Source organism: Amycolatopsis suaedae (genome assembly GCF_004214935.1).
Classification (GTDB): domain Bacteria; phylum Actinomycetota; class Actinomycetes; order Mycobacteriales; family Pseudonocardiaceae; genus Amycolatopsis; species Amycolatopsis suaedae.
Window position 1 is genome coordinate 294,682 of the sequence record NZ_SFCC01000008.1, and the last position, 26,104, is coordinate 320,785.

Consider the following 26,104-nt stretch of genomic DNA (forward strand, 5'->3'; position numbering starts at 1 on the left):
GGAACGTACCTCACCCAAGCTGAGACAACCCTGGGGTATACCCCCCATTTGTCCCTGATGTCACACGGAAGCGAACCCGCTGAGCTGGTCGACGGTCACGACCCGGACCACGGCGGCGCCCGCCTCGTCCGACGCCGCCAGGTCGACCTCCGCGCTGATCCCCCAGTCGTGGTCGCCGTCCGGGTCGTCGAAGATCTGCCGGACCCGCCACACCTCGGGCTCGCGCTCGATCAGCAGCAGCGCGGGCCCGCGGGCGTCCGGCCCGGTGCTCAGCTCGTCGTGCTGCTCGAAGTAGTCCGCCATGGCCTCGGCCCACGCCTGCGCGTCCCAGCCGGCGGCACCGTCCAGCTCGCCGAGCGCGTCCCAGTCCCGGCGGGCGGCCAGCTCGACGCGGCGGAACAGCTGGTTGCGCACCAGCACCCGGAACGCCCGCTCGTTGCGGGTGACCGGGGGCGGCCCTTCCGGCGGCGCCGTCGGCACCGGGCCCTCCTGCTCCGGGTGACGCAGCGCCTCCCACTCGTCGAGCAGGCTGGAGTCGACCTGGCGTACCAGCTCGCCCAGCCACTCGATGAGGTCCTGCAGCGGCTCGGTCTTGGCCTCGTCGGGCACCGTGTGCCGCAGCGCGTCGTAGGTGTCGGCGAGGTAGCGCAGCACCAGCCCTTCCGAGCGGGCCAGCGAGTAGAAGCCGACGTACTCGGTGAAGTTCATCGCCCGCTCGTACATGTCGCGCACGACCGACTTCGGCGCCAGCTCGTAGTCATCCACCCAGGGATGCCCCTGGCGGTAGCGGCTGTACGCGGCCAGCAGCAGGTCCTCCAGCGGCTTGGGGTGGGTGACCTCCTCCAGCAGCTCCATCCGCTCGTCGTACTCGATGCCCTCGGCCTTCATCGCCTGCACGGCCTCGCCGCGGGCCTTGAACTGCTGCGCGGACAGTACCGGTCGCGGGTTGTCCACCGTGGATTCCACAATGGACACGACGTCGAGCGCGTAGGACGGCGACTCCGGGTCGAGCAGCTCGATCGCGGCCAGCGCGAACGGTGACAGCGGCTGGTTGAGCGCGAAGTCGAACTGCAGGTCGACGGTCAGCCGCACGATCCGCCCCTCGGCGTCCGGCTCGGGCAGCCGCTCCACCACGCCCGCGGCCAGCAGCGCGCGGTAGATCGCGATGGCCCTGCGGATGAGCCGCCGCTGCGTGGGCCGGTCGGAGTGGTTGTCCTCCAGCAGGTGACGCATGTGCTCGAAGGCGTTGCCCGGCCGGGAGATGACGTTGAGCAGCATCGAGTGCGACACCGTGAAGCTGGACGTCAGCGGCTCGGGCGCCGCGGCCACCAGCCGCTCGAAGGTGCTGTCGGTCCAGTTGACGAACCCCTCCGGCGCCTTCTTGCGGACGATCTTGCGCTTCTTCTTCGGGTCGTCACCGGCCTTCTCCAGCGCCTTGGCGTTCTCGATGACGTGGTCGGGCGCCTGCACGACGACGTAGCCGTCGGTGTCGTACCCGGCCCGGCCCGCCCGGCCGGCGATCTGGTGGAACTCGCGGGCCTTGAGGTGGCGCTGGCGGACGCCGTCGTACTTGGTCAGCGCGGAGAACACCACCGTGCGGATGGGCACGTTGATGCCGACGCCGAGGGTGTCGGTCCCGCAGATCACCTTGAGCAGCCCGGCCTGCGCCAGCTGCTCGACCAGCCGCCGGTACTTGGGCAGCATGCCGGCGTGATGCACCCCGATGCCGTGGCGGACCAGCCGCGACAGCGTCTTGCCGAACCCGGCGGAAAACCGGAACTCGCCGATCTGCTCGGCGATCGCGGCCTTCTCGGCCTTGCCGCAGACGTTGATGCTCATCAGCGCCTGCGCCCGCTCGACGGCGGCGGCCTGCGAGAAGTGCACCACGTACACCGGCGCCTGGCCGCCGTTCAACAACTCCGACATCGTCTCGTGCAGCGGGGTGAGCGCGTAGCGGAAGGTCAGCGGCACCGGCCGCTGGGCCGAGGTCACCACCGCGGTGGACCGGCCGGTGCGCCGGGTCAGGTCCTTCTCGAAGAACGTGACGTCGCCCAGCGTCGCCGACATCAGCACGAACTGCGCGTTCGGCAGCTCCAGCAGCGGCACCTGCCAGGCCCAGCCGCGGTCGGGCTCGGAGTAGAAGTGGAACTCGTCGGCGACGACCTGGCCGACGTCGGCGTCCGCACCGAAGCGCAACGCGACGTTGGCCAGGATTTCAGCGGTACAGCAGATGATCGGGGCATCCGGGTTGACGCTGGAGTCGCCGGTCATCATGCCGACGTTGTCGGCGCCGAAGATCTCGATCAGCTGGAAGAACTTCTCCGAGACCAGCGCCTTGATCGGCGCCGTGTAGAAGCTGCGTACGCCGTTCGCCAGTGCCGTGAAATGCGCACCGACCGCCACCAGGCTCTTGCCGGATCCGGTCGGGGTCGACAGGATGACATTGGCCCCCGACACCACCTCGATCAGCGCCTCCTCCTGCGCCGGGTACAGCTGCAGGTCCCGCCCGGACGCCCAGTCGGAGAACGCCTCGAACAGGGAGTCGGGATCGGGCTGGGCGGGGACGGCGTCGGCTAGAGGAGTCATCAGGACGCCAATTGTCTCATCCGGCATCGAGGTGGCCGGGGGTGATCGCGGCTGCGGCACGGAACCCGTAGGCTGCGCATGTCGCGCGTGGTAATCCGGAGGACGGTAAATGGCACAGGACATCATCCCGATCGAGCTCGGGCTGCCGCAGGGCGACCTGGTCACCCTGTGGGCGCCACGCTGGCGGGAGGACGGCGAGGAGTGGGAGGCGTTCCTCGGTGACGACGAGGACCTGTACGCCTTTCCCGACGCCGCCCACCTGGCGGCGTTCGTGCGCACCTCCGGCGAGCACGATCTGGCCGACCATCCCGCGTGGAACACCGTGCCGGTGCTCAACGTCCCCGAGCTGATCCCCGACGACGACCACTCCTACGACCTGGTGGGCGTGCCGGAGCTGGTCGCCGAGGAGCCGGACTCCTGGACCATCGCCGAGCTGGCCGAGATCGTCGGCATCGTCCGGTCGCTCGCCGACGTCTGCGAGCTGGACGACGTCCACGAGGTGCTCGACGGCTGCGAGGGCTTCTCGCTGCTGGATCAGGGCCGCCTGCCGTTCACCGGCCGCGAGGGCGAGCGGCTGTGGACCGACCTGTCGGAGACCGTCTCGGAGAAGTGGGACAGCGTCCTCGACGCGATCGACCAGCTGGTGACCGTTCCCGACGTCGACCAGAAGCTGCTCGAGCAGACCGCCGAGGAGCTGGCGACGTTCCTGGAGGAGTCGGCGGAGGCCGAGGCGGGCGTCGACGCCGTCGACGAGGACCTGGACAGCGACGCCGACTCCGACGAGGTCGCCGAGGAGCGCACCGGCTTCTGGGCCGAGGTCGGCATCGACCCGATCAAGATCGTGATCGGCTCGGACGAGTACTACACCCTGCGCTGCTACCTCGACGACGAGCCGATCTTCCTCGGTTCCGCGGGCCGCGTCGACGTCTTCCGTTCGGCCAAGGCCCTGCAGCGCGCGCTGGTCGACGGCAAGGACTTCGCAGGCACCGACCTCGCCGAGGTGTCCACTTGGGACGAGGTGCTGACCAAGGCCACCGGCGGTGAGCTGGAGGTCGAGGTCGACGACGACAACACCTACCAGCTGTCCGGTCTCGACGACGACATCGCCGAGGGGCCGGAGGCCATCGACCCGACCCAGCTGGAGCTGGCGGTCGAACTGCTCACCGACGCCGCCGAGTGGGCCGAGGACAAGGACGTCGAGGAGGCACTGTCCACTTCGGAGAGCCTCGGCTGGCTGGTGTCCTACGTCCTCAAGCCGGACCCGAACCGCCTGGCCCCGAGCGCGCCGTTCGACGCGGAGCAGGGCGAGTGGCGCAAGCTGGTCGAGGCGTTCGAGGACCGCCTGCGGGTGCACTGACCGGAGTCAGCGCACCCGCTGCGCCCACGAAGGTGTGAGCTTCGATCACCCGGTCGAAGCTTCGCTCGCCAGCTTGGCGTAACCCGGCTTGATCACGGTGTTGATCAGGTCGAGGCGGCGATCGAAGTCGAGGAATGCGGACTTCATCGCATTGATGGTGAACCACTGCATGTCGGCGAGGTCGTATCCGAACGCCTCCGTCAGTGCGGCGAACTCACTGGAGACCGTGCAACCGCTCATCAGCCGGTTGTCGGTGTTGACCGTGACCCGGAACCGCAGCTTGGTGAGCAGTCCGATGGGATGCTCGGCGATCGACGGCGCCGCTCCGGTCTGGACATTCGACGACGGGCACAGCTCCAGCGGGATACGCCGGTCGCGCACATATCCGGCCAGGCGGCCCAGTTGCGCCTCGCCGTCCGCGCCGACCTTGATGTCGTCGATGATGCGGACGCCGTGCCCGAGGCGTTCGGCACCGCAGTGCTGAATAGCCTCCCAAATGGACGCCAAACCGAATGCCTCGCCGGCATGAATAGTGAAATGCGCATTGTTCGTGCGCAGATATTCGAACGCGTCCAGGTTGCGGGTGGGCGGATATCCGGCTTCCGGTCCGGCGATATCGAAACCGGCGACGCCGCCGTCCCGATAACGCACGGCGAGTTCGGCGATCTCCTGCGCGCGGGCGTGCTGACGCATGGCACACAGCAGCGTGCCGACCCGGATCGGCGTGCCCGCGGCCGCGGCCCGTCGCTCACCCTCGGCGAACCCGGCCTGCACAGCCTCAATCACTCGTTCGAGCGATAGCCCTCCGTCAGCGAACAGTTCCGGTGCGTAGCGGACCTCGGCGTACACGACACCGTCCGCCGCGAGGTCCTCCGCGCACTCCGCGGCGACGCGGACCAGCGCGTCCTCGGTCTGCATCACGCCGCAGGTGTGGGCGAACGTCTCCAGGTAGGACTCCAGCGAGCCGGAGTCGGCGGCCTGCCGGAACCACCTGCCGAGGTCGTCGACGTCGGTGGTCGGCAGCGCGCTGTAGCCCGTGGCCTCGGCCAGTTCCACGACGGTACGCGGCCGCAGGCCACCGTCCAGGTGATCATGCAGCAGCACCTTGGGGGCGCGGCGGATGGTTTCCAGGTCGAGGGTGGGGTTCGGCGAGGTTGACATGGGCCAACGGTACTCCGAGCGGCCGCTCCGAACGCAGGTCCGCGCGGTGTAGTCTCGTCACCTACACCGACGTAACTCTCACGTTCGACTTCACCGTGAGCTTTGTCGATCAAGCCCAGGAATCGGCCATAGAGATGAGTTGCTCCATTGCAATTCACCGGGGGCGCCACTGAGAGCAATTGGGCGGTCGCTAAGCTCGCTGTAGTCCCTTCCCCACTGACGGAGGACACCGCAGTGACCACAGACAACCACATCGGGGCCCCGTCCTTCGACCGAATGCGCAACATGCTGGTGCGCGCGGCCGAGGTCAGGGAGAGCGAACAGCAGCAGATCTTCGACGCCCTCGACGACATCTACGCCAGGCTGGCGCCGGTCGACTCGCTGGGCGCCGTCCGCAAGCGGCTGTCCGAGCTGCCTGACCGCACCGAGGTCAGCGTGCTGGCCGAGCGCCTCGACGAGGCGATGTCGCGGCTGGAGGCCCAGGACAACGCCATCGCGGCACTCGCGCGGTCGGTGGAGAGCATCGTCGACAAGCTGGCGAAGCCGTTCGCGCAGCTCGACGGCAGGCTCGACGGTGTCGGTGCCCGTTTCGAGGGCGTCGCCGGCCGGATGGACGGGCTGGAGGACAAGCTCCAGAACATCCACCGCAGGCTGGACGAGCTCGGCGGCCACCTGGACAAGCAGGACGGCAAGCTCGACTCGCTGCCCGCGGCCGTCCACGGCCCGGTGCGTGAGCGCATCGAGCAGGCCGAGGCCACGCTGCGTGAGCGGATCGACGCCGGCGACGCCGACCTGCGCTCCCGCGTCGACGCGCTGGACAGCTCCACCAAGGAGCGGATCGGCGCCAACACCGAGGCCCTCAAGACCGCGCTGGCCGAGACCGGCGAGATGGTCGACGCCTCCGACCGGCTCGACAAGCTGGGCGACCGCCTGGAGCAGGTCACCAGCAGGCTCGACGACCTGGCCGGCAGGCTGGACAAGGTCGAGGACGGCTTCGCCGCGCAGCTCGGCGACCTGGACGGCACGCTCAAGACCGGCCTGTCGAAGGTGGAGGGCACCCTGTCGGCCCGCCCGGACACCGACTCGGTCACCTCGCTGGTGCGCAAGAGCAACGAGGAGTCCGAGCGGCGCATCGGCGGTCAGCTCGACGAGGCCATGGCCACGTTCGCCGAGCTGATGCTCGGTGGCGGCCCCGCCGCCGCCCAGCCCGTGATCGCCGCCGCGCCCCCGGCGCCGCGGCAGCCGCGCCGCCAGCGCAACGGCCGCGCCCCCAAGGCCGCCGACGCCAAGAGCAAGTCCGGCGACTCCGGCAGCGAGTCCTCCGACTCCTGACCCCGGCTCGCTTTCCTGTTTAATCCGTGAAGGGGGCCCTCACGGCATCTGATGCCGTGAGGGCCCCCTTCACGGCATTCGGGTCAGGCCGCGAGCGTCACATCCGGACGCGGGCGGGCGGCGGCCGTGTTGTAGGCCGCTTCCAGCTCCGCCAGGACCCCAGCCGGGTCGGATCTCAGCCGTGACGGCAGTGTCTGCACGACGGTGATCCCCGCCCCGGCGTACCGGACATTTCGTTCCAGGGTGCGTGCGTATCCGTCGCGGAAGAAGTGGAAGTCGAAGGAGTCGATCTCCCAGGCCAGACAGACTTCGTCCCACCACGCGTCCGGCCTTCCGAGGTAACGACCCGACGGACCGTGAACAGCCGCGTTCCAGTGCGTCGGCGGCACCCGCATTCGACCGGCCACCTCACGCGCGTGCAGCTCGGCGACCGAACGAAGGCTGTCGATCTCAGCGAGCAGGCGCCGGGGCAGAGCGGTCCCACGCTTCGTACCGGCCTCGACCTCCCTGGCGAGTGACTTCGGGTCACATCGGCCCCGCTGAATACCCTCGATCAACAAGCCTGCCACCTGCTTCTCGTCCCGCAGCCGGCGAGCCGCGTCGGTGACCGCCCGCACCAGGGGCGCGAGAGGGATTCCGCCACGCGTGACTGGCGCGGGCAACCGCTTGGTGCGCTCGATGGTGACGTAGCCGCTGCTTCGGACCTGCCGGTCGTGGGGGACCAGCAGGTGGATGTCGTCGGTGTCCGGGAGTTGCCGGGGTCTGAGCCCATGTCTTCGGCAAGCTTCGACACCGGTCACCTGTGATTCGACCCCACCGTGCATCAATGCCGCGACGGCCCGCTGATCGGCGCTGGGCTCGCCGTTGTGCAGCAGGATGATCCCTGGCAGGAGGCGTTGCCACGGGCCTCCCGGCAGACACCATCGGTAGGCGGTCTTGCTGTCCATGCCGAGCGCTTCCAGTGTGGCGACCCTGATGACACCCAGGCGACTGCGCTCGGCGAGCAGTCGCGGGCTGGCCGTCCATTTTCCTTTTTTGATCACAGCAGCCATAGTGCGCCGGTTTCAGCGCCCCGGGGGAAACTGATCTGCCCGCCTGTGGACAACCGCACCCCTGTGGGCAACTCCCCATGCCGTGAAGGGGGCCCTCACGGCGTCTGATGCCGTGAGGGCCCCCTTCACGGCATCACAGGACGGCGCGGAGGGTGTCCAGGACCAGCGGGGTGGGGAGCGGGGGTGCGTCGGACACGGCGACGGCGTCCTTCAGGGCCTCGCGGGCCGACGGGATCGCCTCGGGGGTGTCGGTGTGCAGCTCCAGCAGGGGCTGCCCGGCCTCCACCCGCTCCCCCGGCTTCGCCAGGCAGAGCACCCCGGCCGCGTGCTGCACCGGGTCCTCCCGGCGGGCCCGGCCGGCGCCGAGGCGCCAGGCCGCCACACCGACCGCATAGGCGTCCAGTGACGACAGCACACCCGACCGCGGCGCCTCCACCACCTCCACACAAGAAGGACGAGGCAGCGGAGCCTCCGGGTCACCGCCCTGGGCGGTGATCATCCGGCACCACGTCTCGTACGCCTGTCCCGAGGCGAGCACCGCCGCCGGATCGGCGTCCAGGCCCGCCAGCGCGACCATCTCCCGCGCCAGCGCGACGGTCAGCTCCACGACGTCGGCCGGGCCACCGCCACGCAGCACCTCGACCGACTCGGCCACCTCCACCGCGTTGCCGACGGCCCGGCCCAGCGGCGTGCCCATGCCGGTCAGCAGCGCGGTCGTCGCCACGCCGTGCGCGGCACCGATCTCGACCAGCGCCGCCGCCAGCTCCCTAGCGTCCTCGGGCGTCTTCATGAACGCCCCGGACCCCACCTTGACGTCCAGCACCAGCGCCGCCGACCCCTCGGCGATCTTCTTGCTCATGATCGAGCTGGCGATCAGCGGCACCGACTCGACGGTGGCCGTCACGTCCCGCAACGCGTACAGCTTGCGGTCCGCCGGCGCCAGGGCCGGCGTCGCGGCACACACCACGGCGCCCACTTCGGACAGTTGCTTTCGGATGTCCTCAGTGGACAACTCGGCTCGCCAGCCGGGGATGGACTCCAGTTTGTCCAGCGTGCCACCGGTGTGGCCCAGCCCGCGCCCGGACAGCTGCGGCACGGCGGCCCCGCACGCGGCGACCAGCGGCGCCAGCGGCAGCGTGATCTTGTCACCCACGCCGCCGGTGGAGTGCTTGTCCACCGTCGGCCGGTCGACGGCCAGCTCCAGCCGCTCACCGGACTCGATCATCGCCCCGGTCCACCGGGCGATCTCCGACGATTCCATCCCGCGCAGGAAGATCGCCATCGCCAGCGCCGACATCTGCTCCTCGGCGACGACCCCGCGCGTGTAGGCATCGACGACCCAGTCGATCTGCTCGTCACTGAGCCTGCCGCCGTCCCGCTTCGCGCGGATGACGTCGACGGCGGCGAACGGTTCGGTGCTCACGACGGCAGGTCCTCCGGTCCGAACGCGTCCGGCAGAACCTCCCGCATCGGCAGGATGCCCCGCGGAGTGTCCACTTCGCACTCGGCGCCGCCCAGTTCGAACAGGATCTGACGGCACCGGCCACACGGCATCAGCAGCTCACCGTCGCCGCTCCGGCAGGCCACGGCGACCAGCCGCCCGCCACCGGACAGCCGCAGCTGCCCCGCCATCGTGCACTCCGCGCACAGCCCCAGGCCGTACGAGGCGTTCTCCACGTTGCAGCCCAGCACGACCCTGCCGTCGTCGACCAGCCCGGCGACGCCGACATGCAGGCCGGAGTACGGCGCGTACGCGGACTTCGCCGCCCGCACCGCCTCCGACCGCAGCAGCTCCCAGTCAGTCACCTTCACCTCGCCGGTACCGCTTGCCGATCGACCGTGGCGGCCGCAGGCGTTGCGACGCCACGGCGAGCACGATGATCGTGACGAAGTGCGCCGAGTACGGGATCAGCTGCTCGGGCAGCTCGTCGTTGGACCAGTAGATGAAGTACAGGATCCCGGCGCCGACGACGGCCATCGCCGCGGCGAACCACTGCCGCCGGATCAGCTGCACCACCACGATCACGCCGAGCAGGATCACCGCGCCGTACAGCAACGCCAGCACCAGCGTGCCGCCGCCGGACAGCTGCAGGCCGTCGGCGTAACCGAACAACGCAGCACCACCGAGCAGACCACCGGGCCGCCAGTTGCCGAAGATCATCGCCGCGAGGCCGATGAAGCCACGGCCGTTCGTCTGGTTCTCCAGATAGTCGGCGCCGCCGTTGAGCAGCACCAGCGAAGCGCCACCCATGCCCGCGAACCCGCCGGAGATGACCAGCGCGCTGTACTTGTGCACGTACACGTTGACACCCAGCGACTCGGCCGCCACCGGGTTCTCCCCGCAGGAGCGCAGCCGCAGGCCGAACCGGGTCCGCCAGAGCACCAGGTAGCTCACCGGCACCAGCAGCAGCGCGATCATCGCCAGCGGCGACACCTGCGTGATCAGCCCGCGCAGGATGCCCGCGACGTCGGAGATCACCACCCGCTGCCCGGCCTCCAGCTCGCCCAGCCAGTCGGAGAGGAACGTCGCGGAATAGGTGTCGAACTTCGGCACCCTCGGCGACTCCTTCGGGTTACCCGACAGCGGCTCGAACACCAGGCTGGCCAGGTACTTCGCCACCCCCAGCCCGAGCAGGTTGATCGCCACACCGGACACGATGTGGTTGACGTTGAACGTCACCGTGGCGACGGCGTGCAGCAGCCCGCCCAGCGCGCCGAACACGATCGCGGCGCCGAGACCGGCCCACGGACCGCCGTAGTAGGCACCCCACGCGGCACCCCAGGTGCCGAGGATCATCATGCCCTCGAGGCCGATGTTGATCACACCGGCGCGTTCGGCCCACAGCCCGCCGAGCGCGGCCAGCAGGATCGGCAGCGCCAGTCGCAGCGCGACCTGCGAGGTGTTCGACGAGGTCAGCCCCGGTTCGCCGGTCAGGTACGACGTCGTGGACAGCACACCGATGGCGATGACGGCCCACAGCACGCCACGCGCCCAGCCGGGCATGCGCCGCTTCGGCGGCTCCGTGAGGGTCGCCGGAGTGGAACCGGTCAGCGTGCTCACACCGCACCTCCTTCGCTGACGCTGGAGCGTTTGCCGTTACCCGCCAGCGCCCTGCCGACGCGCCGCTGCTCGGCGGCGAGGTCGGCGCGGCGCACGATCTCGTAGGCGACGACGACCGACAGCACGATCGTTCCCTGCATGATCGTCGCGATCTCCTTCGGCACCTGGATCTGTTCCAGCGACACCGCGGCCTTGTCCAGGAACGCCCACAGCAACGCGCCCAGCGCGATACCGGCCGGGTGGTTGCGGCCGAGCAGCGCGACCGCGATGCCGGTGAAGCCGTAGCCGGTGGTGGCGGTGATGGCGTAGACATGGTCGCGGCCGAGCAGCTCGGGCAGCGCGACCAGACCGGCCACCGCGCCGGAGAGCAGCATGGCGATCAACGTCATCTTCTTCGAGTTCACCCCGCCCGCGGCGGCGGCCGTCGTGGACTCGCCGCTGGCCTTGAGCTCGAAGCCGAACCGGGTGCGGTTGAGCATGAACCAGTAGGCCGCGCCGACGACCGCGGCGATCAGCACGAAGCCGAACATCGTGCCCGCCGCGCCGAGCGGGATGCCGGGGATCAGCCCGGACGGCTGGATCTCCTTGGTGGCGACGTTGTTGCCGATCTGCTCACCGAACTGCTCGTCGTCGATCAGGTAGGCGACGATGCCGATGACGATCGAGTTCAGCATGATCGTCGAGATGACCTCGCTGACCCCGCGGGTAACCTTGAGAATCGCCGGAATCGCCGCGTACAGGGCACCGGCCAGCGCACCCACCACGATGATGAACACCGCGTGGATCACCGGCGGCAGCACGAACGCCCCGCCGACGATGGCCGCGATCACCCCGGCGAACCGGTACTGGCCCTCGACGCCGATGTTGAACAGGTTCATCTGGAAGCCGATGGCCACCGCCAGCCCAGCCAGGTAGTACGTGCTGGCCAGGTTCACCGTGTCGACCGCGGTGGTCCCGGCGAACAGCTGGGAGAGCATGGTGCCGAACGCGTTCAGCGGATCGGCACCGGAGATCAGCAGCGCGACCGAGCTGATCAGGACCGCGAACGCGATCGCCAGCAGCGGCGGCAGGAGCTTCGCGCGCCAGGTACTCATTCGCCCTCCTCCACCGACGCGCCGGTCATCGCCGAGCCCAGCTCCTGCGGGGTGACCGTGGCCGGGTCGGCCTCGCTGACCAGCCTGCCGCGCAGCATGACGCGGATCGTGTCGGACAGGCCGATCAGCTCGTCGAGGTCGGCCGAGATCAGCAGCACCGCGAGCCCCCGCGCGCGGGCGGTGCGGATCTGCTCCCAGATCAGCGCCTGCGCGCCGACGTCGACGCCGCGGGTCGGGTGCGAGGCGATCAGCAGCACCGGCTCACCGGACAGTTCCCTGCCCACCACCAGCTTCTGCTGGTTGCCGCCGGACAGGGCCGCCGCCGGGACGTCGATGCCGGGCGTGCGGACGTCGTACTCGCGCACGATCCGCTCGGTGTCGGCCCGGGCCCCGGCGATGTCGAGCAACTGTCCTTTCGAGACCGGAGGCCGAGTCTGGTATCCCAGAACCCGGTTGGCCCACAGCGGCTGCGTCAGCAGCAGGCTGTGCCGGGTGCGGTCCTCGGCGATGTAGCCGATGCCAGCTTCCCGCCGGGCCAGCGTGCCCAGCTTGGTCAGGTCGCGGGCGTTGCCGTCGGCGTCGACCAGCTCGATCGTGCCGGACGCGGCCTTGCGCATGCCCATGATGGTCTCGACCAGTTCGGTCTGGCCGTTGCCCTCGACACCGGCGACGCCGAGCACCTCACCGGCCCGCACGGTGAACGAGATGTGGTCGAGCACCGCGCGGTCGGAGCCCTCGGCGTCGAGTCGCAACTCGGACACGCGCAGCACGTCGCGGTCGGTGACGGTCGACTCACGGGTCTCCGGGCTGGGCAGCTCGCTGCCTACCATCATCTCGGCGAGCTGGCGGGAGCTGATCGTCTTCGGGTCGGCGGTGCCGACCGTGGTGCCGCGCCGGATCACGGTGACCGTGTCCGCGATGGCCCGCACCTCGTCGAGCTTGTGCGAGATGAAGATGAAGGTGAAGCCCTGCTTCTGCATCTGCCGCACGGTGTCGAACAACGCGTCGACCTCCTGCGGCACCAGCACGGCCGTCGGCTCGTCCAGGATGACGATCCGCGCGCCGCGGTAGAGCACCTTGACGATCTCCACCCGCTGGCGGTCGGCGACGCCGAGCCGCTCCAGCAGCGTGTCCGGCTCGGCCTTCAGCCCGGTGCGCTCGGCCAGCTCGGCCAGCCGCTGGGTGGCCGCGCGCCCGATGCCGTGCAGGTTCTCCGCGCCGAGCAGCACGTTCTCCCGGACGGTCAGGTTGTCGGCGAGCATGAAGTGCTGGTGCACCATGCCGACACCGGCGCGGATCGCGTCGTGCGGGTTGCGGAAGTCGACCGGTTTCCCGTTGATCGAGATCGTGCCCTCGTCGGGCTTCTGCATCCCGTACAGGATCTTCATCAGCGTCGACTTGCCGGCACCGTTCTCCCCGCAGACCGCGTGCACCTCACCGGCGTGCACGGTGAGGTTGACGTCGGAGTTCGCCACGACGCCGGGGAAACGCTTGGTGATGCCGGACAGCTCGACGACCGGTTCGCCGCGCTCGGGCGCGGGTTCGGGATCGCTCATGCCTCACCTTCGAAATCACGTATGGGGCCCGGGAAAGGGATCACCTTCCCGAGCCCCACACGGGTTTGTCGTGCCTGCCAGCTACTTCTGCGGCTTGTCCGACACCTGGATCTTGCCGTCGATGATCTGCTGCTTGTAGCCGTCGAGGATGGCCTTGATGTCGTCCACCATGCCGCCGGAGGTCGAGTACCCGACGCCGTCGACCTTCAGGTCGAACCGCTTCGGCAGCTGCGACAGGTCGTTCTTGGCGACCGCCTTGATGTACTCGAACACCGCGACGTCGACCCGCTTGATCATCGAGGTCATGATGACGTCCTTGACCTCGGCGACGTTCTTCTGGTTGTACTGGTCGGAGTCGACACCGATGGCCTTGGCCTTGCCCGACGCCTTCGCCGCGTCGAACACGCCCTTACCGGAGGCGCCCGCGGCGTGGTAGATGACGTCGGCGCCCTTGTCGATCTGGGCCTTGGCCTTGATGTTGCCCTTGCCCGGGTCGTTGAAGCCGGAGATGTCGCCCGCCGGGGTGAGGTACTCGTCCTCGATCTTGACCTTGCTCGACGCGGCCTTGGCGCCCTGCAGGTAACCGGCCTCGAACTTCTGGATCAGCGGGGTGTCGACGCCGCCGACGAAGCCGATGTGGCACGACTTGCTCTTGTAGACCGCGGCCACGCCTGCCAGGAACGAGCCCTGCTCCTCGGCGAACACCAGCGGGGTGACGTTCGGGGCCTTGACCGAGTCGTCGTCGATGATGGCGAACTTGACGTTCGGGAACTTCGGCGCGACGGCCTCGACGGCCTTGGCGTAGGCGAAGCCGACGCCGATGATCGGGTTGTACCCGGCGGTCGCCATCTGGGTGAGGCGCTGGGCCTTGGAGTCCTCACTCTCGCTGGCGGTCGCGGTGCTCTCGTTGGCGTCCTTCACGCCCAACTCGGCCTTCGCCCTGTCGACACCGGCCGCGGCCGCGTCGTTGAACGAGGCGTCGCCGCGCCCGCCGACGTCGTAGGCCAGGCCGACCCGCAGCGCGCTGGCGTCGACCTTCTCGCCGGCGTCCGCCGAGCTGCTGGCGGCCGGGGCCGCGGCGGGCGGGGCCGGGGCGGTCGCGCAGGTCTGCTGCGAGCCCTGGTCCTGGGGGGCGGCGTTGTTCGAGCCGGTGTTTCCGGAATCCTTGGCGCATCCGGCCAGCGCCAGCACTCCGGCCAGCGCGGCCGCCGCCATCGTGCGTGTGGTTGTACCGCGCACGGTGCTTCTCCCTCCCCGCTGCCTGTCACAACGGTGCCTGAGAACACCCGGCACCAATGCCGGGTTCGACTGGCGAACCGTACCCAACGGCCATTCCGAGGACACAACGAAGGCACGCTACGTGACCCAAATGTTTGCTCAGGAGCCTCCCCGCGTTCGCCCGCTCACGCTATGTGAGCCAGTGAAGGCCACCTCCGGCACGGGGGACGTACCGAAGGTGGCCTTCCGGTGCTGTGACCAGATCAGCAGGTCAGGACCGGATTCGCCCAGTCACCGCGGTCGTAGGAGTTGTTGTCGCCACCGTCGGTGACCGACAGGCGCAGGAACCGCGCGCCGGTGAGGTCACCGCTGATGCCGATCGCCGGGTCCTGCCAGGTGCGGACGCCGGTCTCGGCGGCCTTGCGGGAGTCGGCCCAGATCTGGAACGCCGACGACCCCTGCTGGCGCGGCTCACGCTCGTCGTCGATGCCGACGTCGGTGACCAGCGACCGGCACCGCCCGCCGAGGTAGAACACGATCTCGCTGACCGCATGTGCCCCGATGCCCTTCGCGTACCGGACGCCGTTGATCGTCAGCGGCTTGCCGTCGCCTGCCGGGACGCTGCCGTTGGACATGTCCCGCTCGGGCGGGCCGTAGCCGTTCCTGGCGTAGGCCCACGCCACGTCGCTGAGCGCGCTCACCCCCTGCGGCACCGGCTTCGGCACCGACAGCGTGGTCTCCTCCGCGGCGGTCACCCGGCCGCGGCCGAGCACCGTGTACTCGGTACCGCTGCGCAGCACCGCCGTCGTCCCCTCCGCTCCGGCGGGCGGGGTGACCCGCCATTTCGCCACGGCCGACTGACCGGTCCCGACGACCGGCAGCGCGGGACCGCTGACCTGCTCGACCCGCCACCCCGCCGGGGCGGTCAGCGTCGCCCGCGGCCGCAGCACCGGCACCACGGCGTGGTTGGTGACCGAGACCGTCGCATCGAACGGCATGCCCGCGGGCGTCAGGTTGCCCGGCACGCCCGGCGCCGGCGCGGTCAGCTCCAGCCCGGCACTGACCAGCGGCTCCCGCAATGGCCAGCCCAGCGCGTCGGCCTTCACCCGGAAGATCGTGGTGGCGTGCGGCGCGACGACCGCCGAGATGACACCGGCGCTCTGGTAGTTCCTGCCGGTCCAGACGTCGCGCAGCTGGTAGCCGGGCCGCTGCGGCAGCCCCGCGGCCCGCGCCGTGGTCGAGATCCGGGCGTTGGCCTCGGTCTCGTTGAACAACGCGACCGCGACGTCGCCGCCGGCCAGCGGCTTGGCCAGCACCCACAGGCCGTTCTCGCTGGACAGCACCCTGGCCTGGACGCCGAGCTTGTCCTGGTCGATGGCGATGACCTCGCGGTTGCGCAGGATGTCCAGATGCTCGCGGGAGATCTCCCGCAGGTCGGCGCCGATCAGCAGCGGTGCGGCCATCATCGCCCACAGCCCGAAGTGCGACCGGTACTCGGTGGTGGTCATGCCGCCGTTGCCGACCTCCAGCATGTCCGGGTCGTTCCAGCGCCCCGGCCCGGCGTAGCGCGCCAGCGGGGCGTTGCGCTTGAAGATGTCGACGGTCTTGCTCCAGGTGTCGTTGATGTCACCGGTGGTTCGCCACAGGTGACCGACGTCGGCGCCCCACTCCCACGGCTTGTTCTCGCCCCACTCGCACAGCGAGTAGACGATGGGCCGCCCGGTCTTCTTCAGCGCGTCCCGCATGGTCGTGTACCGCAGCTTCGCGTCGACGCCCTGGTTGTTGCAGTTGTCGTACTTGAGGTAGTCGACGCCCCAGTCGGCGAACGTCTGCGCGTCGATCTCCTCGAACCCCAGCGAACCGGGCATGGTCTTCGCGCAGGTCAGCGTGCCCGCGCTGGTGTAGATGCCGAACTTCAGGCCCCGGGCGTGCACGTAGTCGGCCAGCGCCTTGATGCCGCTGGGGAACCGGGTCGGATGGGGCAGGTACCGCTTGGTGACCGGGTCGCGCTCCGGCGCGGCCCAGCAGTCGTCGACGTTGACGTACTGGTAGCCGGCGTCGCGCAGTCCGTCGCGGACGAAGATGTCGGCCATGTCCCGGATCATCTTCTCGTCGATGTCGCAGCCGGTGGTGTTCCAGTTGTTGAATCCCATGGGCGGCGTGAGCGCCAGCCCGTCGGGCAGCGCCGTGGCGGGCGTGGCCGTCGCGACGGTCAGTCCCAGCACCGTCGCGGCGGAGGCCACGGCGGCGATCATCTTGCGTGCCAGTGGAAACACTGCGAACTCCTCCTAGACGTACTGGTAGGCCTTGTAGTCGCGGATCAGCTGGTAGGTGTTCTGCAGCCCGGAACTCTCGATGCTGCGGTAGATGCCCCACTTGGGCCGCAGGTAGTTCTTGTCCCGCCACAGGTCGACGGCGGTGGTGCGCCGGTCGACGACGGTGGTGGCGCCGTCACGCAGCACCATGCGCAGGAACCCGCCGCTGTTGGCCGCCTTGAACTCGAACTCGACGCCGATCCACCTGTTCTGCAGCGGGGCGTAGTCGGTGAGGTCGTGCTCGGTGTTGGCGTCGTTGTCGCGCAGGGTCAGCACCGTCAGCCGTGGCCTGCCGGACTTCATCCGCGGCGTCAGTGTCCACAGCGGACCGCCGACGTCCTGCACCTTCATCTGCATGATGTGGGTGAACCGGGTGGTCGCGGTGAGCGAGCTCGGCCAGTAGGCCTGGTAGGAGATCCGCCAGGTGGTGTCCTTGTTGATCTTCAGGACCTGCCCGTTGGCACGCATGCCCTTCGACTCGTTGCGCTGCCGGTCCGAACCGTCCCGGTCGCGGGTGTGCATGTCGAAGCGGTAGACCCCGTCCTGGACGTAGATGTGCTTGACGCCGGGGTGCGAGCCGGCTCGGTCATCCTCGAGGCCCTCGAAGGCGTTCAGCCCGTCACGGGCCGGGTCGGGACTCCACTTCAGGACCCAGGAGGCGGCCTGCGCGCTCGGAACCGTGAGCCCGCCCAGCGCGAGAGCCCCCGCTCCGGCCGCCCCCAGCGCCAGGGCCCTACGCCGGTCGATCGGCTGGTTCATGGTGACGTTTCCCTTCTCTGCTGGCGGCGGAGAACGGCGACGTGCGGTCCCGGCAGAGTGAACCTGCGGGATACATAACATATGATGTCCCCCATAAACCGTCAATAACCATCAAGAATCAACACTCAGATGGCCGTGAAGGCGATGGGAATCGTCGCTTTCCGGGTGACGGCCGATGTCTGGCGCGTCACACCTGTCAACCCGAGGTGAGGCCCCGTCCGCGGGGCGGGTCTAGCATCCATCCCATCAAAGCTCGACGACCTTGATCACGGCACCGGCGCCGGGGAATCCGCTGGTGAGATGCCGCCTTCGGGGTTACGGGCTCAGTCCATCAGTGACGTTGGAGGCCGTTCACCGATGTCCACCACGGCTAGCGCCGCCGAGTCGGCGGAAGCGAGCGATCGGGCGGGTGCCTCGCGCTGGAACGGGACGTTCTACCGCGGCGACCCTGGCATGTGGTCCTGGGTGCTGCACCGCATCACCGGCGTGGCCACGTTCTTCTTCCTGTTCGTCCACGTGCTCGACACCGCGCTGGTGCGCGTGTCGCCGAACGCCTACGACGAGATCATCGAGACCTACAAGACCCCGCTGGTCAACCTCATGGAGGTCGGCCTGGTCGGCGCGGTGCTGTTCCACGCGCTCAACGGCCTGCGGGTCATCCTGGTCGACTTCTGGTCCAAGGGACCGAAGCTGCAGCGCGTGATGCTGTGGAGCACGGTCGGGATCTGGGTCGTGGTGATGGTGCCCGGCACGTACTTCATGCTGGAGCGCACGGTGCGCGAGATGTTCGGAGGCCACTGACATGTCTGCCGCACTCCCCCTGGACAAGCCGCGCTCGCCGCGCAGGCCCGCCGCCCGCCGCAGCAACTTCGAGCTCTACAGCTGGCTGTTCATGCGCCTGTCCGGCGTCGCGCTGATCGTGCTGGTGCTCGGGCACCTGTTCATCATGAACATCCTCGACGGCGGTGTGCACCGCATCAACTGGGGCTTCGTCGCCGGCCGCTGGGCCTCGCCGTTCTGGCAGTTCTGGGACCTGTCGATGCTGTGGCTCGCGCAGCTGCACGGCGGCAACGGGCTGCGCACGATCATCGACGACTACGCCCGCAAGGACAGCACGCGGTTCTGGCTGAAGATGGTGCTCTACACCTCGATGGTGCTGATCCTCGCCGTCGGCACGATGGTCATCTTCACGTTCGACCCGGACATCAAGGCCAGCTGACCGCCTCCCACCACACGGAGTTTCCAATGCAGTTCCACAAGTACGACGTGGTGATCGTCGGAGCGGGCGGGGCGGGCATGCGCGCGGCCATCGAGGCGGGGCAGCGCTCCCGCACGGCCGTGCTGACCAAGCTCTACCCCACGCGCTCGCACACCGGCGCGGCGCAGGGCGGCATGTGTGCCGCGCTGGCCAACGTCGAAGAGGACAACTGGGAGTGGCACACCTTCGACACCGTCAAGGGTGGCGACTACCTGACCGACCAGGACGCCGCGGAGATCATGGCCAAGGAGGCCATCGACGCCGTGCTCGACCTGGAGAAGATGGGCCTGCCGTTCAACCGGACGCCCGAGGGCAAGATCGACCAGCGCCGGTTCGGCGGTCACACGCGTGACCACGGCAAGGCCGCGGTGCGCCGCGCCTGCTACGCCGCCGACCGCACCGGGCACATGATCCTGCAGACGCTGTACCAGAACTGCGTCAAGCACGGCATCGAGTTCTTCAACGAGTTCTACGTGCTCGACATCGCACTGTCTGACACCCCAGACGGCCCCAAGGCGTCCGGCGCGATCGCCTATGAGCTGGCGACCGGCGAGATCCACGTGTTCCAGGCGAAGTCGATCGTGTTCGCCACCGGTGGTTTCGGCAAGGTCTTCAAGACCACGTCGAACGCGCACACGCTGACCGGCGACGGCATGGGCATCTACTTCCGCAAGGGGCTTCCCCTCGAGGACATCGAGTTCTACCAGTTCCACCCGACCGGCCTGGCCGGTCTCGGCATCCTGCTCACCGAGGGCGCCCGCGGCGAGGGCGCGATCCTGCGCAACAAGGACGGCGAGCGGTTCATGGAGCGCTACGCCCCCACCATCAAGGACCTCGCGCCGCGCGACATCGTCGCCCGCTCGATGGTGCTGGAGGTGCTGGAGGGCCGCGGTGCCGGGCCGCACGGCGACTACGTGCTGCTGGACTGCACCCACCTCGGCGCCGAGGTGCTGGAGACCAAGCTGCCCGACATCACCGAGTTCGCCAGGACCTACCTCGGCGTCGACCCGGTCGAGGAGCCGGTGCCGGTGTACCCGACCGCGCACTACGCCATGGGCGGCATCCCGACCAACGTCCACGGCGAGGCGTTGCGGGACAACAACACCGTGATCCCCGGTCTGTACGCGGCCGGCGAGGTGGCGTGCGTCTCGGTGCACGGCGCCAACCGGCTGGGCACCAACTCGCTGCTGGACATCAACGTGTTCGGCCGCAGGGCGGGGATCGCCGCCGCGGAGTACGCGGCCGGCCACGACTTCGTCGACCTGCCGGAGGACCCGGCGAGGATGGTCGAGGGCATGGTCAACCACCTGCGCACCGCGCACGGTGGCGAGCGGGTGGCCGACATCCGCACCGAGCTGCAGCAGACCATGGACTCCAACGCGGCGGTGTACCGCACCGAGGACACGCTCAAGCAGGCGCTGACCGACGTGCAGGCGCTCAAGGAGCGGTACGGCCGGATCTCCGTGCAGGACAAGGGGATGCGGTTCAACACCGACCTGCTGGAGGCCATCGAGCTGGGCTTCCTGCTCGATCTCGCCGAGGCGCTGGTCGTCGCCGCGCTGGCCCGCAAGGAGTCCCGCGGCGGTCACGCCCGCGAGGACTACCCGAACCGCGACGACGTCAACTTCATGCGGCATTCCATGTCGTACAAGCAGTTGCCCGAGTCTGAGGACCCAGACGCACCGCTGGGCCTGACGGGCTTCCTCGCCGACATCCGCCTGGACTACAAGCCGGTGACCTTCACCCGGTACGAGCCGATGGAGCGCAAGTACTGATGACTACCGTCCTCGCCGAAGGTGCGCACGACACCTCGCAGATTCCCGCGCCGGAGGGTTCGGTCACCATCACGGTGAAGATCCTGCGGTTCAACCCGGAACTCGACAGCGAGCCGCACTGGGAGTCCTACGACGTCCCGGCGCTGCCCACCGACCGGGTGCTCAACCTGTTGATGAACATCAAGAACTACGTGGACGGCACCCTGTCGTTCCGCCGGTCCTGCGCGCACGGCATCTGCGGTTCGGACGCCATGCAGATCAACGGGATCAACCGGCTGGCGTGCAAGGTGCTGGTCAAGGACCTGATGGCGGGCGGTGGCAAGCAGACCACCGTCACCATCGCGCCGATCAAGGGGCTGAAGACCGAGAAGGACCTCTATGTGGACATGGAGCCGTTCTTCGAGGCGTTCCGCGCGGTGAAGCCCTACCTCATCGCCTACGGCAACGAGCCGACCCGCGAGCGGATCCAGTCGATCGCCGACCGCGAGCGGTTCGACGACACCACGAAGTGCATCCTGTGTGCCTGCTGCACCTCGTCCTGCCCGGTGTACTGGAGCGACGGCTCCTACTTCGGCCCGGCGGCGATCGTCAACGCGCACCGGTTCATCTTCGACTCGCGTGACGAGGGCGCCGAAGAGCGGCTGGACATCCTCAACGACGCCGAGGGTGTGTGGCGCTGCCGCACGACGTTCAACTGCACCGACGCCTGCCCGCGTGGCATCCAGGTGACCAAGGCCATCCAGGAGGTCAAGCGGGCGCTGCTGTTCAAGCGCGTCTGAGATCCCAGACGGAGGGGCCGCCGTCGCGAGTTTCGCGATTGCGGCCCCTTCCGCTGTCCGCCCCCGCTACAGTGTCGCCGTTGTCCGTTGAGGGGGTTTTGCGACGTGATCGACGTCCTCGCTGGACGCCGACTCGCTGCGCGCGGCAGGCACGTTCCCGGTGGACCGCAGGCGGTTGCCGGGTGTCCCGGCGTCGACACTGATGCATCCGGTCGTGCTGGACTACGCCAAGGCGGAGTGGCGAAACTACTGAACCCGCGGTGCGATACTCGGCGGAGATCGGCACCGAGGGGACGCGCATGGGGTGGAGTACCAGCCAGCTCGCCAAGCTCGCCGGCACGAGCCTGCGCACGGTGCGGCACTACCACGAGATCGGCCTGCTTCCGCAGCCGCGGCGGCGGCCCAACGGCTACAAGGACTACGGGGTGGAGCACCTCATCCGGCTGCTGCGGATCCGGCGGCTGACCGAACTCGGGCTGTCCCTGCCGCAGATCGCCGAGCTGGGCTCCGCCGACGAACACCCCGTCGAGGCACTGCGCGCGCTGGACGCCGAGCTGGCCGCCGGTATCGAACGGTTGCGGCGGGCGCGGGTCGAACTCGCCTTGATCCTGCGGCAGTCGGCGCCGACCGACCTGCCACCGGAGCTGGCGAGTGCCGTCGCCGGCCTCTCACCGGCGGACCGGGCGATGATGGTCGTCGCCGCGCAGGTGCTCGGCCCGGAGGCGCTCGACGCGTACGTGGCGTCGGTGCGGAGGGACCGGCTGGAGCCGACCGCCGCCGAGTTCGACCGGCTGCCTGCCGACGCCGACGAGCCGACCCGGCAGGACCTGGCCGAGCGGATGTCCGACTACGCCCGCGGGGTGTACGCCGAGTCCCCCATGCTGCTGAACCTGACCGCGGACGCCCCGCTCGGGAAGCGGTTCGCCCAGGAGGCGCTGGGCAAGGCCGTCGTGGAGCTCTACAACCCGGCGCAGATCGACGTCCTGGTCCGGATGGTGGGCCGGCTGTGAGGGTGCCGGTGGCCCTGCGCGGCAGCGAGGTCCGGCGTACCGCGTTCGATCAGCAGGTCCGCCTCTTGCTGGCCGGGCCGGAGGTCGACGCCGAACTCGTCGTCGAGACCCCCGCCCTACCAGCCTCGAACACCACAACCCACCAAGCACCAAAGCACGTGAAGGCCACCATCACCACGTCACACGTAATGAAGGTGGCCTTCACGAGCTTGACCTCACGCGGGGCGACCGGCGCCACGGGAGAACCGGTGTCCACGTCGTGAGTTCTGCGCTCACGCACGCGAGTTCTGCGTTCCGGCCCGCGAGTTCTGCACTCGGGACCACCCACCTCGCCCGCGAAAAGCCGCCGCCATCACGCGATGGCGGCGGCTTTTCCGGCGGTTAGCGCACCGCCTTCAGCGCGTTGACCTGGCCGCGTCCGTAGAAGGAGTTGTTCCGGTCCGGGCCGGTGCAGCCCTCGGCGCCACCACACGACTTCGGGTCGGCGGTGACCTCCAGCAGGGTGGCCAGCGCCCACGGCGGCGCGTGCCGGTACTTGCTCGCCAGCAGCGCGGCGACACCGGCGGCGTGCGGCGCGGCCATCGACGTGCCGCACTTCGTACCGTACTGGCCGTTGAAGATGGTCGACAGCGGGCAGCCGGCGCCCTCACCCGGCGGCGGCAGCTGGGCGCGGTCACCACCGGGGGCGGTCACCTCGATCTGGCCGCGGCCGTAGTTGCTGTACGACGACTTCGTGCCGTTGTAGCCGACCGCCGAGACGGTGACCACGTGCGGCGAACCCTTGGGCAGGATCTCGCAGCTGGGGTCGACCGGGTGCGGGCGGTTCGGGTCGGTGGTCTGGGCCTTGATGTCGAAGCCGGAGTTGCCGGCGGCCGCCACGTTGAGCACGCCCTTGCGGAACGAGTAGTCCGCCGCGCGGCGGACGGCCTCGAACGCCGCGGCGTCACCCGGCTGCTTCGGGCAGTAGAACATGCCCGGGTCGACGTAGTAGCTGTTGTTGGTGACCTCGAACTTCTTCTCGGCCGCCCACATGAAGCCGCAGACCGCGGCCTCCGGGAAGATCAGCCCGTCGTCGTTGATCACCTTGACCGAGGCGACCTTCACCCCCGGCGCGACGCCGGTGAAGCCACGGGCGGTGTCCTTGCCCGCGATCGTGCCGGCCACGTGCTGACCGTGGTCGATGTTGGTGGGCAGCCACGCGGCCGGCGTGGTGTCCGGCGCGCCGGTGTTGCAGCCTGCCGACGTCTTCGTGTCGACGGCGTGCTTCAGCGCCGGGTGGGCCGGGTCGACGCCGGAGTCGAGCACACCGACGGTGACCGAGGAGCTGCCCGGATTGATCTTGTTCGCCTCCGGGGCCTTGATGGCCCGCATGTCCCACTGCTGCGCGGTGAGGTCGCCGTCGGCCGCGACCGAGGTCGTCTCCTCGTTCTCCAGCTCGGCACGGGCCTGCGCGCGTGCCTGCGCGGCGGCCGTGGTCGGCGGGATCGCGACCTCGCGGGCACCGGAGTACGCGCGGAACACACCGATGCGCTCCTGGAAGTCCGCGTTGCGGGAGGTGGCCACCGCGACGCCGATCTCCGGGTAGTAGTGCACCTTGGTGCCGCACTTCTCCGTCAGCTCACGGTCGACGGTCCTGGCCGAGGTCCACGGCTGGTAGAGGACAACGTAGCTGTAGGACGGACTGGTCGTGTCGCACGTGGGCGCCGCATCCTGCTGCGCCGCCGCGGCTGGCGCGGTCAGCGCACCAGCGGCACCGACCGCCAGCACCGAGGCCGCCGGGAGCAGCCATCGTCGAACCCGGGACATTCCACCTCCAGATGAGTGGGCTTCTCACGAGGAACGGTAGTTCTCGCCTGCCCTTTCGATGCGCGCAACGTTATGCAGTGGAGGTGGGAAACACTGCCCCCCATTCGGGGCAATCGTCATGACCGCCCGGAGCGGGACGCCCGCCAGCCGCGCCAGCCGATCACCCCGATGATGGTCCCGAACACGACCGAGGCCACGGTGAGTACCGCGTGTATCACGAAGTAGGCCGTCGGCGAGCCGTCCGCCGCGAAGGCGCGGTCGCTGTCGAAGAGATTGCGGGCGAAGTTCACCCAGACGATCCACGACCAGATGCCGAAGGCCAGCAGGAACAGTGACGCACGCCGGGACAGGGTCATGCGACCGGAGGGTAGTTCAGTGGCCGCCGCGGGCGCCGATAGCCTGCCCTGGTGCGTAACGCCAGTCACCGGGCCGTCCTGCTCGTCCTGATCGCCGCGCTCCTCGCCGTGCTCGCACCCCAGGCGGGTGCGCAGCGACGCGACGACGACAAGCCGCGGTCGCAGGGCAGCTGCGCCAACCGCGAACTGCCCCCGCCGCCCGTGGACACCTCGGAGAAACCGAAGCCGGGCCAGGCCTCCCCCGCTCCGCTGCCGGTGCCCGGCCGCGCCGTCGGCGGCGAGCGGATGGCCGAGTGCGGGCTGATCCTGCCGCGCAACACCCGCAACCCACCCGCGCAGGTGACCGCGGCGTCGTGGGTGCTGCACGACCTGGACACCGGCGCCGTCATCGCGGCCAGGGACCCGCACGGGCGGCAGCGCCCGGCCTCGCTGATCAAGACGCTGCTGGCGCTGGTGGTGATCAAGGAGCTGCAGCCCGGCACCGCGATCACGGTCACCAAGGAGGACGCCGAGCAGGAGTGCACCTGCGTCGGGATCGTCGCGGGTGGGCAGTACACGGTGGAGCAGCTGCTGTACGGCCTGCTGATGCACTCCGGCAACGACGTCGCGCACGCGCTGGCCACCGCGCTCGGCGGGGTGCCCGCCACGCTGGAGAAGATGAACGCGCTGGCCACCTCGATCGGCGCGACCGACACCCGCGCGGCCACGCCGTCGGGGCTGGACGGACCGGGCATGTCCAGCTCCGCCTACGACATGAGCCTGATCTTCCACGCCGCGATGAAGCAGCCGCTGTTCGCCAAGGCGGTCGCGACCAGGCAGATCCAGTTCCCCGGCTGGGGCGAGAAGCAGCCGTTCCCGCTGTACAACGACAACAAGCTGCTGTCGTCCTACCCCGGTTTCCTCGGCGGGAAGACCGGGTTCACCGACGACGCCAGGCACACCTACGTCGGCGCCGCGCAACAGGGCGGCCGCAGGCTCGCCGTGGTGATGATGCGTGGCGAGCAGAAGCCGATCCGCTTCTCCGACCAGGCCGCCAAGCTGCTCGACTACGGTTTCGCGCTGGCCGCGGCCAACCCGGAGCCGGTCGGCAAGGTCGACTACGACGCGGGCGCGACCGAGCCGACCGCGGACGTCGCCGGCAAGTCGCCGGTGGCCGCGGCCGCGTCGACGGCGGAGGACCCGTTCGGCGTCACCGGCTGGATCATCACGATGTTCGTCGGCGTGATCATCATCGTCGGCTTCGTGGTGGGCCACCGGCGCAAGCGCGCCGCCGAGGACCCGCACCAGGGTCTCTAGCGACCGTTCCGGTCGTCCCGGTCGTCCTTGTCGTCCCGGTCGTCGCGGTCGTCCCGGTCGAAGCGGTCCAGCCCGGTCAGCGCCGTGCGGGTGGCGGCGCGGCGTACCGGCCCGCCGCGCTCGCCCCAGCTCCGGGCCATCGGCTCGACCACGCGCCGCGCCTGGCCCAGCTTTCCCCTGCGGTGCAGCAGCACGACGACGCCCAGCACGATCAGGGCGACCAGCACCACCACACCGGCGATGATCGCCACCCTCAGCAGCAGGAAGCTCATCACGTCCGACGCGTCGAAAGCCAAGTTCGTCATGTCCGGGACGTTATGCAGCCGGCCGGGT

At 69.4% G+C, this 26,104-nt stretch carries 23 protein-coding genes; 9 read left to right on the top strand and 14 right to left on the bottom strand.

Annotation, left to right across the window (positions count from 1 at the left end; genetic code table 11):
- Positions 1-60: 60 nt before the first annotated feature.
- Positions 61-2,586: a DEAD/DEAH box helicase gene (locus tag EWH70_RS17835; RefSeq protein ID WP_130476538.1), complete on the bottom strand. Its 2,526-nt coding sequence runs from the start codon at positions 2,584-2,586 to the stop codon at positions 61-63.
- A 109-nt stretch (positions 2,587-2,695) separates the two neighbouring features.
- Between EWH70_RS17835 and EWH70_RS17840 the strand changes: the two genes are divergently transcribed.
- Positions 2,696-3,943, top strand: a complete 1,248-nt coding sequence (locus tag EWH70_RS17840) for a primosomal protein (RefSeq protein WP_130476539.1) — start codon at positions 2,696-2,698, stop codon at positions 3,941-3,943.
- Between the two features lie 45 nt (positions 3,944-3,988).
- Here the strand turns inward: EWH70_RS17840 and EWH70_RS17845 are convergent, their stop codons facing one another.
- Positions 3,989-5,104, bottom strand: a complete 1,116-nt coding sequence (locus EWH70_RS17845; protein ID WP_130476540.1) for an adenosine deaminase — start codon at positions 5,102-5,104, stop codon at positions 3,989-3,991.
- Positions 5,105-5,338: 234 nt separating this feature from the next.
- On the opposite strand from EWH70_RS17845, the gene EWH70_RS17850 reads away from it, so the two are divergent.
- Positions 5,339-6,436, top strand: coding sequence for a coiled-coil domain-containing protein (locus EWH70_RS17850; RefSeq protein ID WP_130476541.1), 1,098 nt, complete (start codon positions 5,339-5,341; stop codon positions 6,434-6,436).
- Positions 6,437-6,519: 83 nt separating this feature from the next.
- On the opposite strand, the gene EWH70_RS17855 is transcribed toward EWH70_RS17850, so the two are convergent.
- The 9 genes from EWH70_RS17855 to EWH70_RS17895 all read right to left on the bottom strand — a co-directional run bounded on the left by EWH70_RS17855 (position 6,520) and on the right by EWH70_RS17895 (position 17,491).
- The gene (locus EWH70_RS17855) at positions 6,520-7,488 is read right to left on the bottom strand and encodes a hypothetical protein (RefSeq protein WP_240687040.1); all 969 of its coding nucleotides are present in this window, start codon (positions 7,486-7,488) and stop codon (positions 6,520-6,522) included.
- A gap of 133 nt (positions 7,489-7,621) precedes the next feature.
- Positions 7,622-8,911, bottom strand: a complete 1,290-nt coding sequence (locus EWH70_RS17860; protein ID WP_130476542.1) for a thymidine phosphorylase — start codon at positions 8,909-8,911, stop codon at positions 7,622-7,624.
- Positions 8,908-9,300, bottom strand: a complete 393-nt coding sequence (locus EWH70_RS17865) for a cytidine deaminase (RefSeq protein ID WP_130476543.1) — start codon at positions 9,298-9,300, stop codon at positions 8,908-8,910. Before EWH70_RS17865 ends, EWH70_RS17860 begins: the two co-directional genes overlap by 4 nt.
- Entirely contained in the window at positions 9,287-10,492 is a 1,206-nt protein-coding gene (locus EWH70_RS17870; RefSeq protein ID WP_130476639.1) for an ABC transporter permease, read from the bottom strand. Before EWH70_RS17870 ends, EWH70_RS17865 begins: the two co-directional genes overlap by 14 nt.
- A gap of 53 nt (positions 10,493-10,545) precedes the next feature.
- A complete protein-coding gene (locus EWH70_RS17875; protein WP_130476544.1) occupies positions 10,546-11,643 on the bottom strand; it encodes an ABC transporter permease in 1,098 nt (365 codons plus the stop codon).
- On the bottom strand, positions 11,640-13,199 hold the full coding sequence (locus EWH70_RS17880) for an ABC transporter ATP-binding protein (protein ID WP_130476545.1): 1,560 nt from the start codon (positions 13,197-13,199) through the stop codon (positions 11,640-11,642). Before EWH70_RS17880 ends, EWH70_RS17875 begins: the two co-directional genes overlap by 4 nt.
- A gap of 81 nt (positions 13,200-13,280) precedes the next feature.
- Positions 13,281-14,414: a BMP family lipoprotein gene (locus EWH70_RS17885; RefSeq protein ID WP_420809074.1), complete on the bottom strand. Its 1,134-nt coding sequence runs from the start codon at positions 14,412-14,414 to the stop codon at positions 13,281-13,283.
- A 266-nt stretch (positions 14,415-14,680) separates the two neighbouring features.
- Positions 14,681-16,693 carry an NPCBM/NEW2 domain-containing protein gene (locus tag EWH70_RS17890; protein WP_420809070.1) on the bottom strand — a complete coding sequence of 671 codons (2,013 nt, stop codon included), beginning with the start codon at positions 16,691-16,693 and terminating at the stop codon, positions 14,681-14,683.
- A gap of 12 nt (positions 16,694-16,705) precedes the next feature.
- Entirely contained in the window at positions 16,706-17,491 is a 786-nt protein-coding gene (locus EWH70_RS17895) for a hypothetical protein (RefSeq protein ID WP_130476547.1), read from the bottom strand.
- 357 nt (positions 17,492-17,848) lie between these two features.
- Here EWH70_RS17895 and sdhC point away from each other — a divergent pair, with 357 nt between their 5' ends.
- From sdhC to EWH70_RS17925, 6 genes are all read left to right on the top strand, one after another.
- Complete coding sequence (gene sdhC / locus EWH70_RS17900; RefSeq protein ID WP_130476548.1) at positions 17,849-18,292, top strand: succinate dehydrogenase, cytochrome b556 subunit; 444 nt, start codon at positions 17,849-17,851, stop codon at positions 18,290-18,292.
- Between the two features lies 1 nt (position 18,293).
- Positions 18,294-18,710, top strand: a complete 417-nt coding sequence (locus tag EWH70_RS17905; RefSeq protein ID WP_130476549.1) for a succinate dehydrogenase hydrophobic membrane anchor subunit — start codon at positions 18,294-18,296, stop codon at positions 18,708-18,710.
- Between the two features lie 26 nt (positions 18,711-18,736).
- Positions 18,737-20,524: a succinate dehydrogenase flavoprotein subunit gene (gene sdhA / locus EWH70_RS17910; protein WP_130476550.1), complete on the top strand. Its 1,788-nt coding sequence runs from the start codon at positions 18,737-18,739 to the stop codon at positions 20,522-20,524.
- Positions 20,524-21,303, top strand: coding sequence for a succinate dehydrogenase iron-sulfur subunit (locus EWH70_RS17915; RefSeq protein WP_130476551.1), 780 nt, complete (start codon positions 20,524-20,526; stop codon positions 21,301-21,303). Before sdhA ends, EWH70_RS17915 begins: the two co-directional genes overlap by 1 nt.
- A gap of 260 nt (positions 21,304-21,563) precedes the next feature.
- On the top strand, positions 21,564-22,313 hold the full coding sequence (locus tag EWH70_RS17920; protein WP_338078583.1) for a MerR family transcriptional regulator: 750 nt from the start codon (positions 21,564-21,566) through the stop codon (positions 22,311-22,313).
- Complete coding sequence (locus tag EWH70_RS17925; RefSeq protein ID WP_130476552.1) at positions 22,310-22,576, top strand: hypothetical protein; 267 nt, start codon at positions 22,310-22,312, stop codon at positions 22,574-22,576. The genes EWH70_RS17920 and EWH70_RS17925 overlap by 4 nt, the downstream gene beginning before the upstream one ends.
- Before the next feature lie 118 nt (positions 22,577-22,694).
- On the opposite strand, the gene EWH70_RS17930 is transcribed toward EWH70_RS17925, so the two are convergent.
- Together EWH70_RS17930 and EWH70_RS17935 are read right to left on the bottom strand one after the other, a co-directional pair.
- Positions 22,695-24,119 (bottom strand): S8 family peptidase, encoded by a 1,425-nt coding sequence (locus tag EWH70_RS17930; protein WP_130476553.1) that lies wholly within the window; start codon positions 24,117-24,119, stop codon positions 22,695-22,697.
- Between the two features lie 116 nt (positions 24,120-24,235).
- Entirely contained in the window at positions 24,236-24,475 is a 240-nt protein-coding gene (locus EWH70_RS17935) for an SCO4848 family membrane protein (protein ID WP_130476554.1), read from the bottom strand.
- Between the two features lie 51 nt (positions 24,476-24,526).
- Between EWH70_RS17935 and EWH70_RS17940 the strand changes: the two genes are divergently transcribed.
- Positions 24,527-25,771: a D-alanyl-D-alanine carboxypeptidase family protein gene (locus tag EWH70_RS17940; protein ID WP_240687041.1), complete on the top strand. Its 1,245-nt coding sequence runs from the start codon at positions 24,527-24,529 to the stop codon at positions 25,769-25,771.
- On the opposite strand, the gene EWH70_RS17945 is transcribed toward EWH70_RS17940, so the two are convergent.
- Positions 25,768-26,076: a hypothetical protein gene (locus tag EWH70_RS17945; protein WP_130476555.1), complete on the bottom strand. Its 309-nt coding sequence runs from the start codon at positions 26,074-26,076 to the stop codon at positions 25,768-25,770. The two genes, EWH70_RS17940 and EWH70_RS17945, sit on opposite strands and share 4 nt — an antisense overlap.
- Between the last annotated feature and the right edge of the window lie 28 nt (positions 26,077-26,104).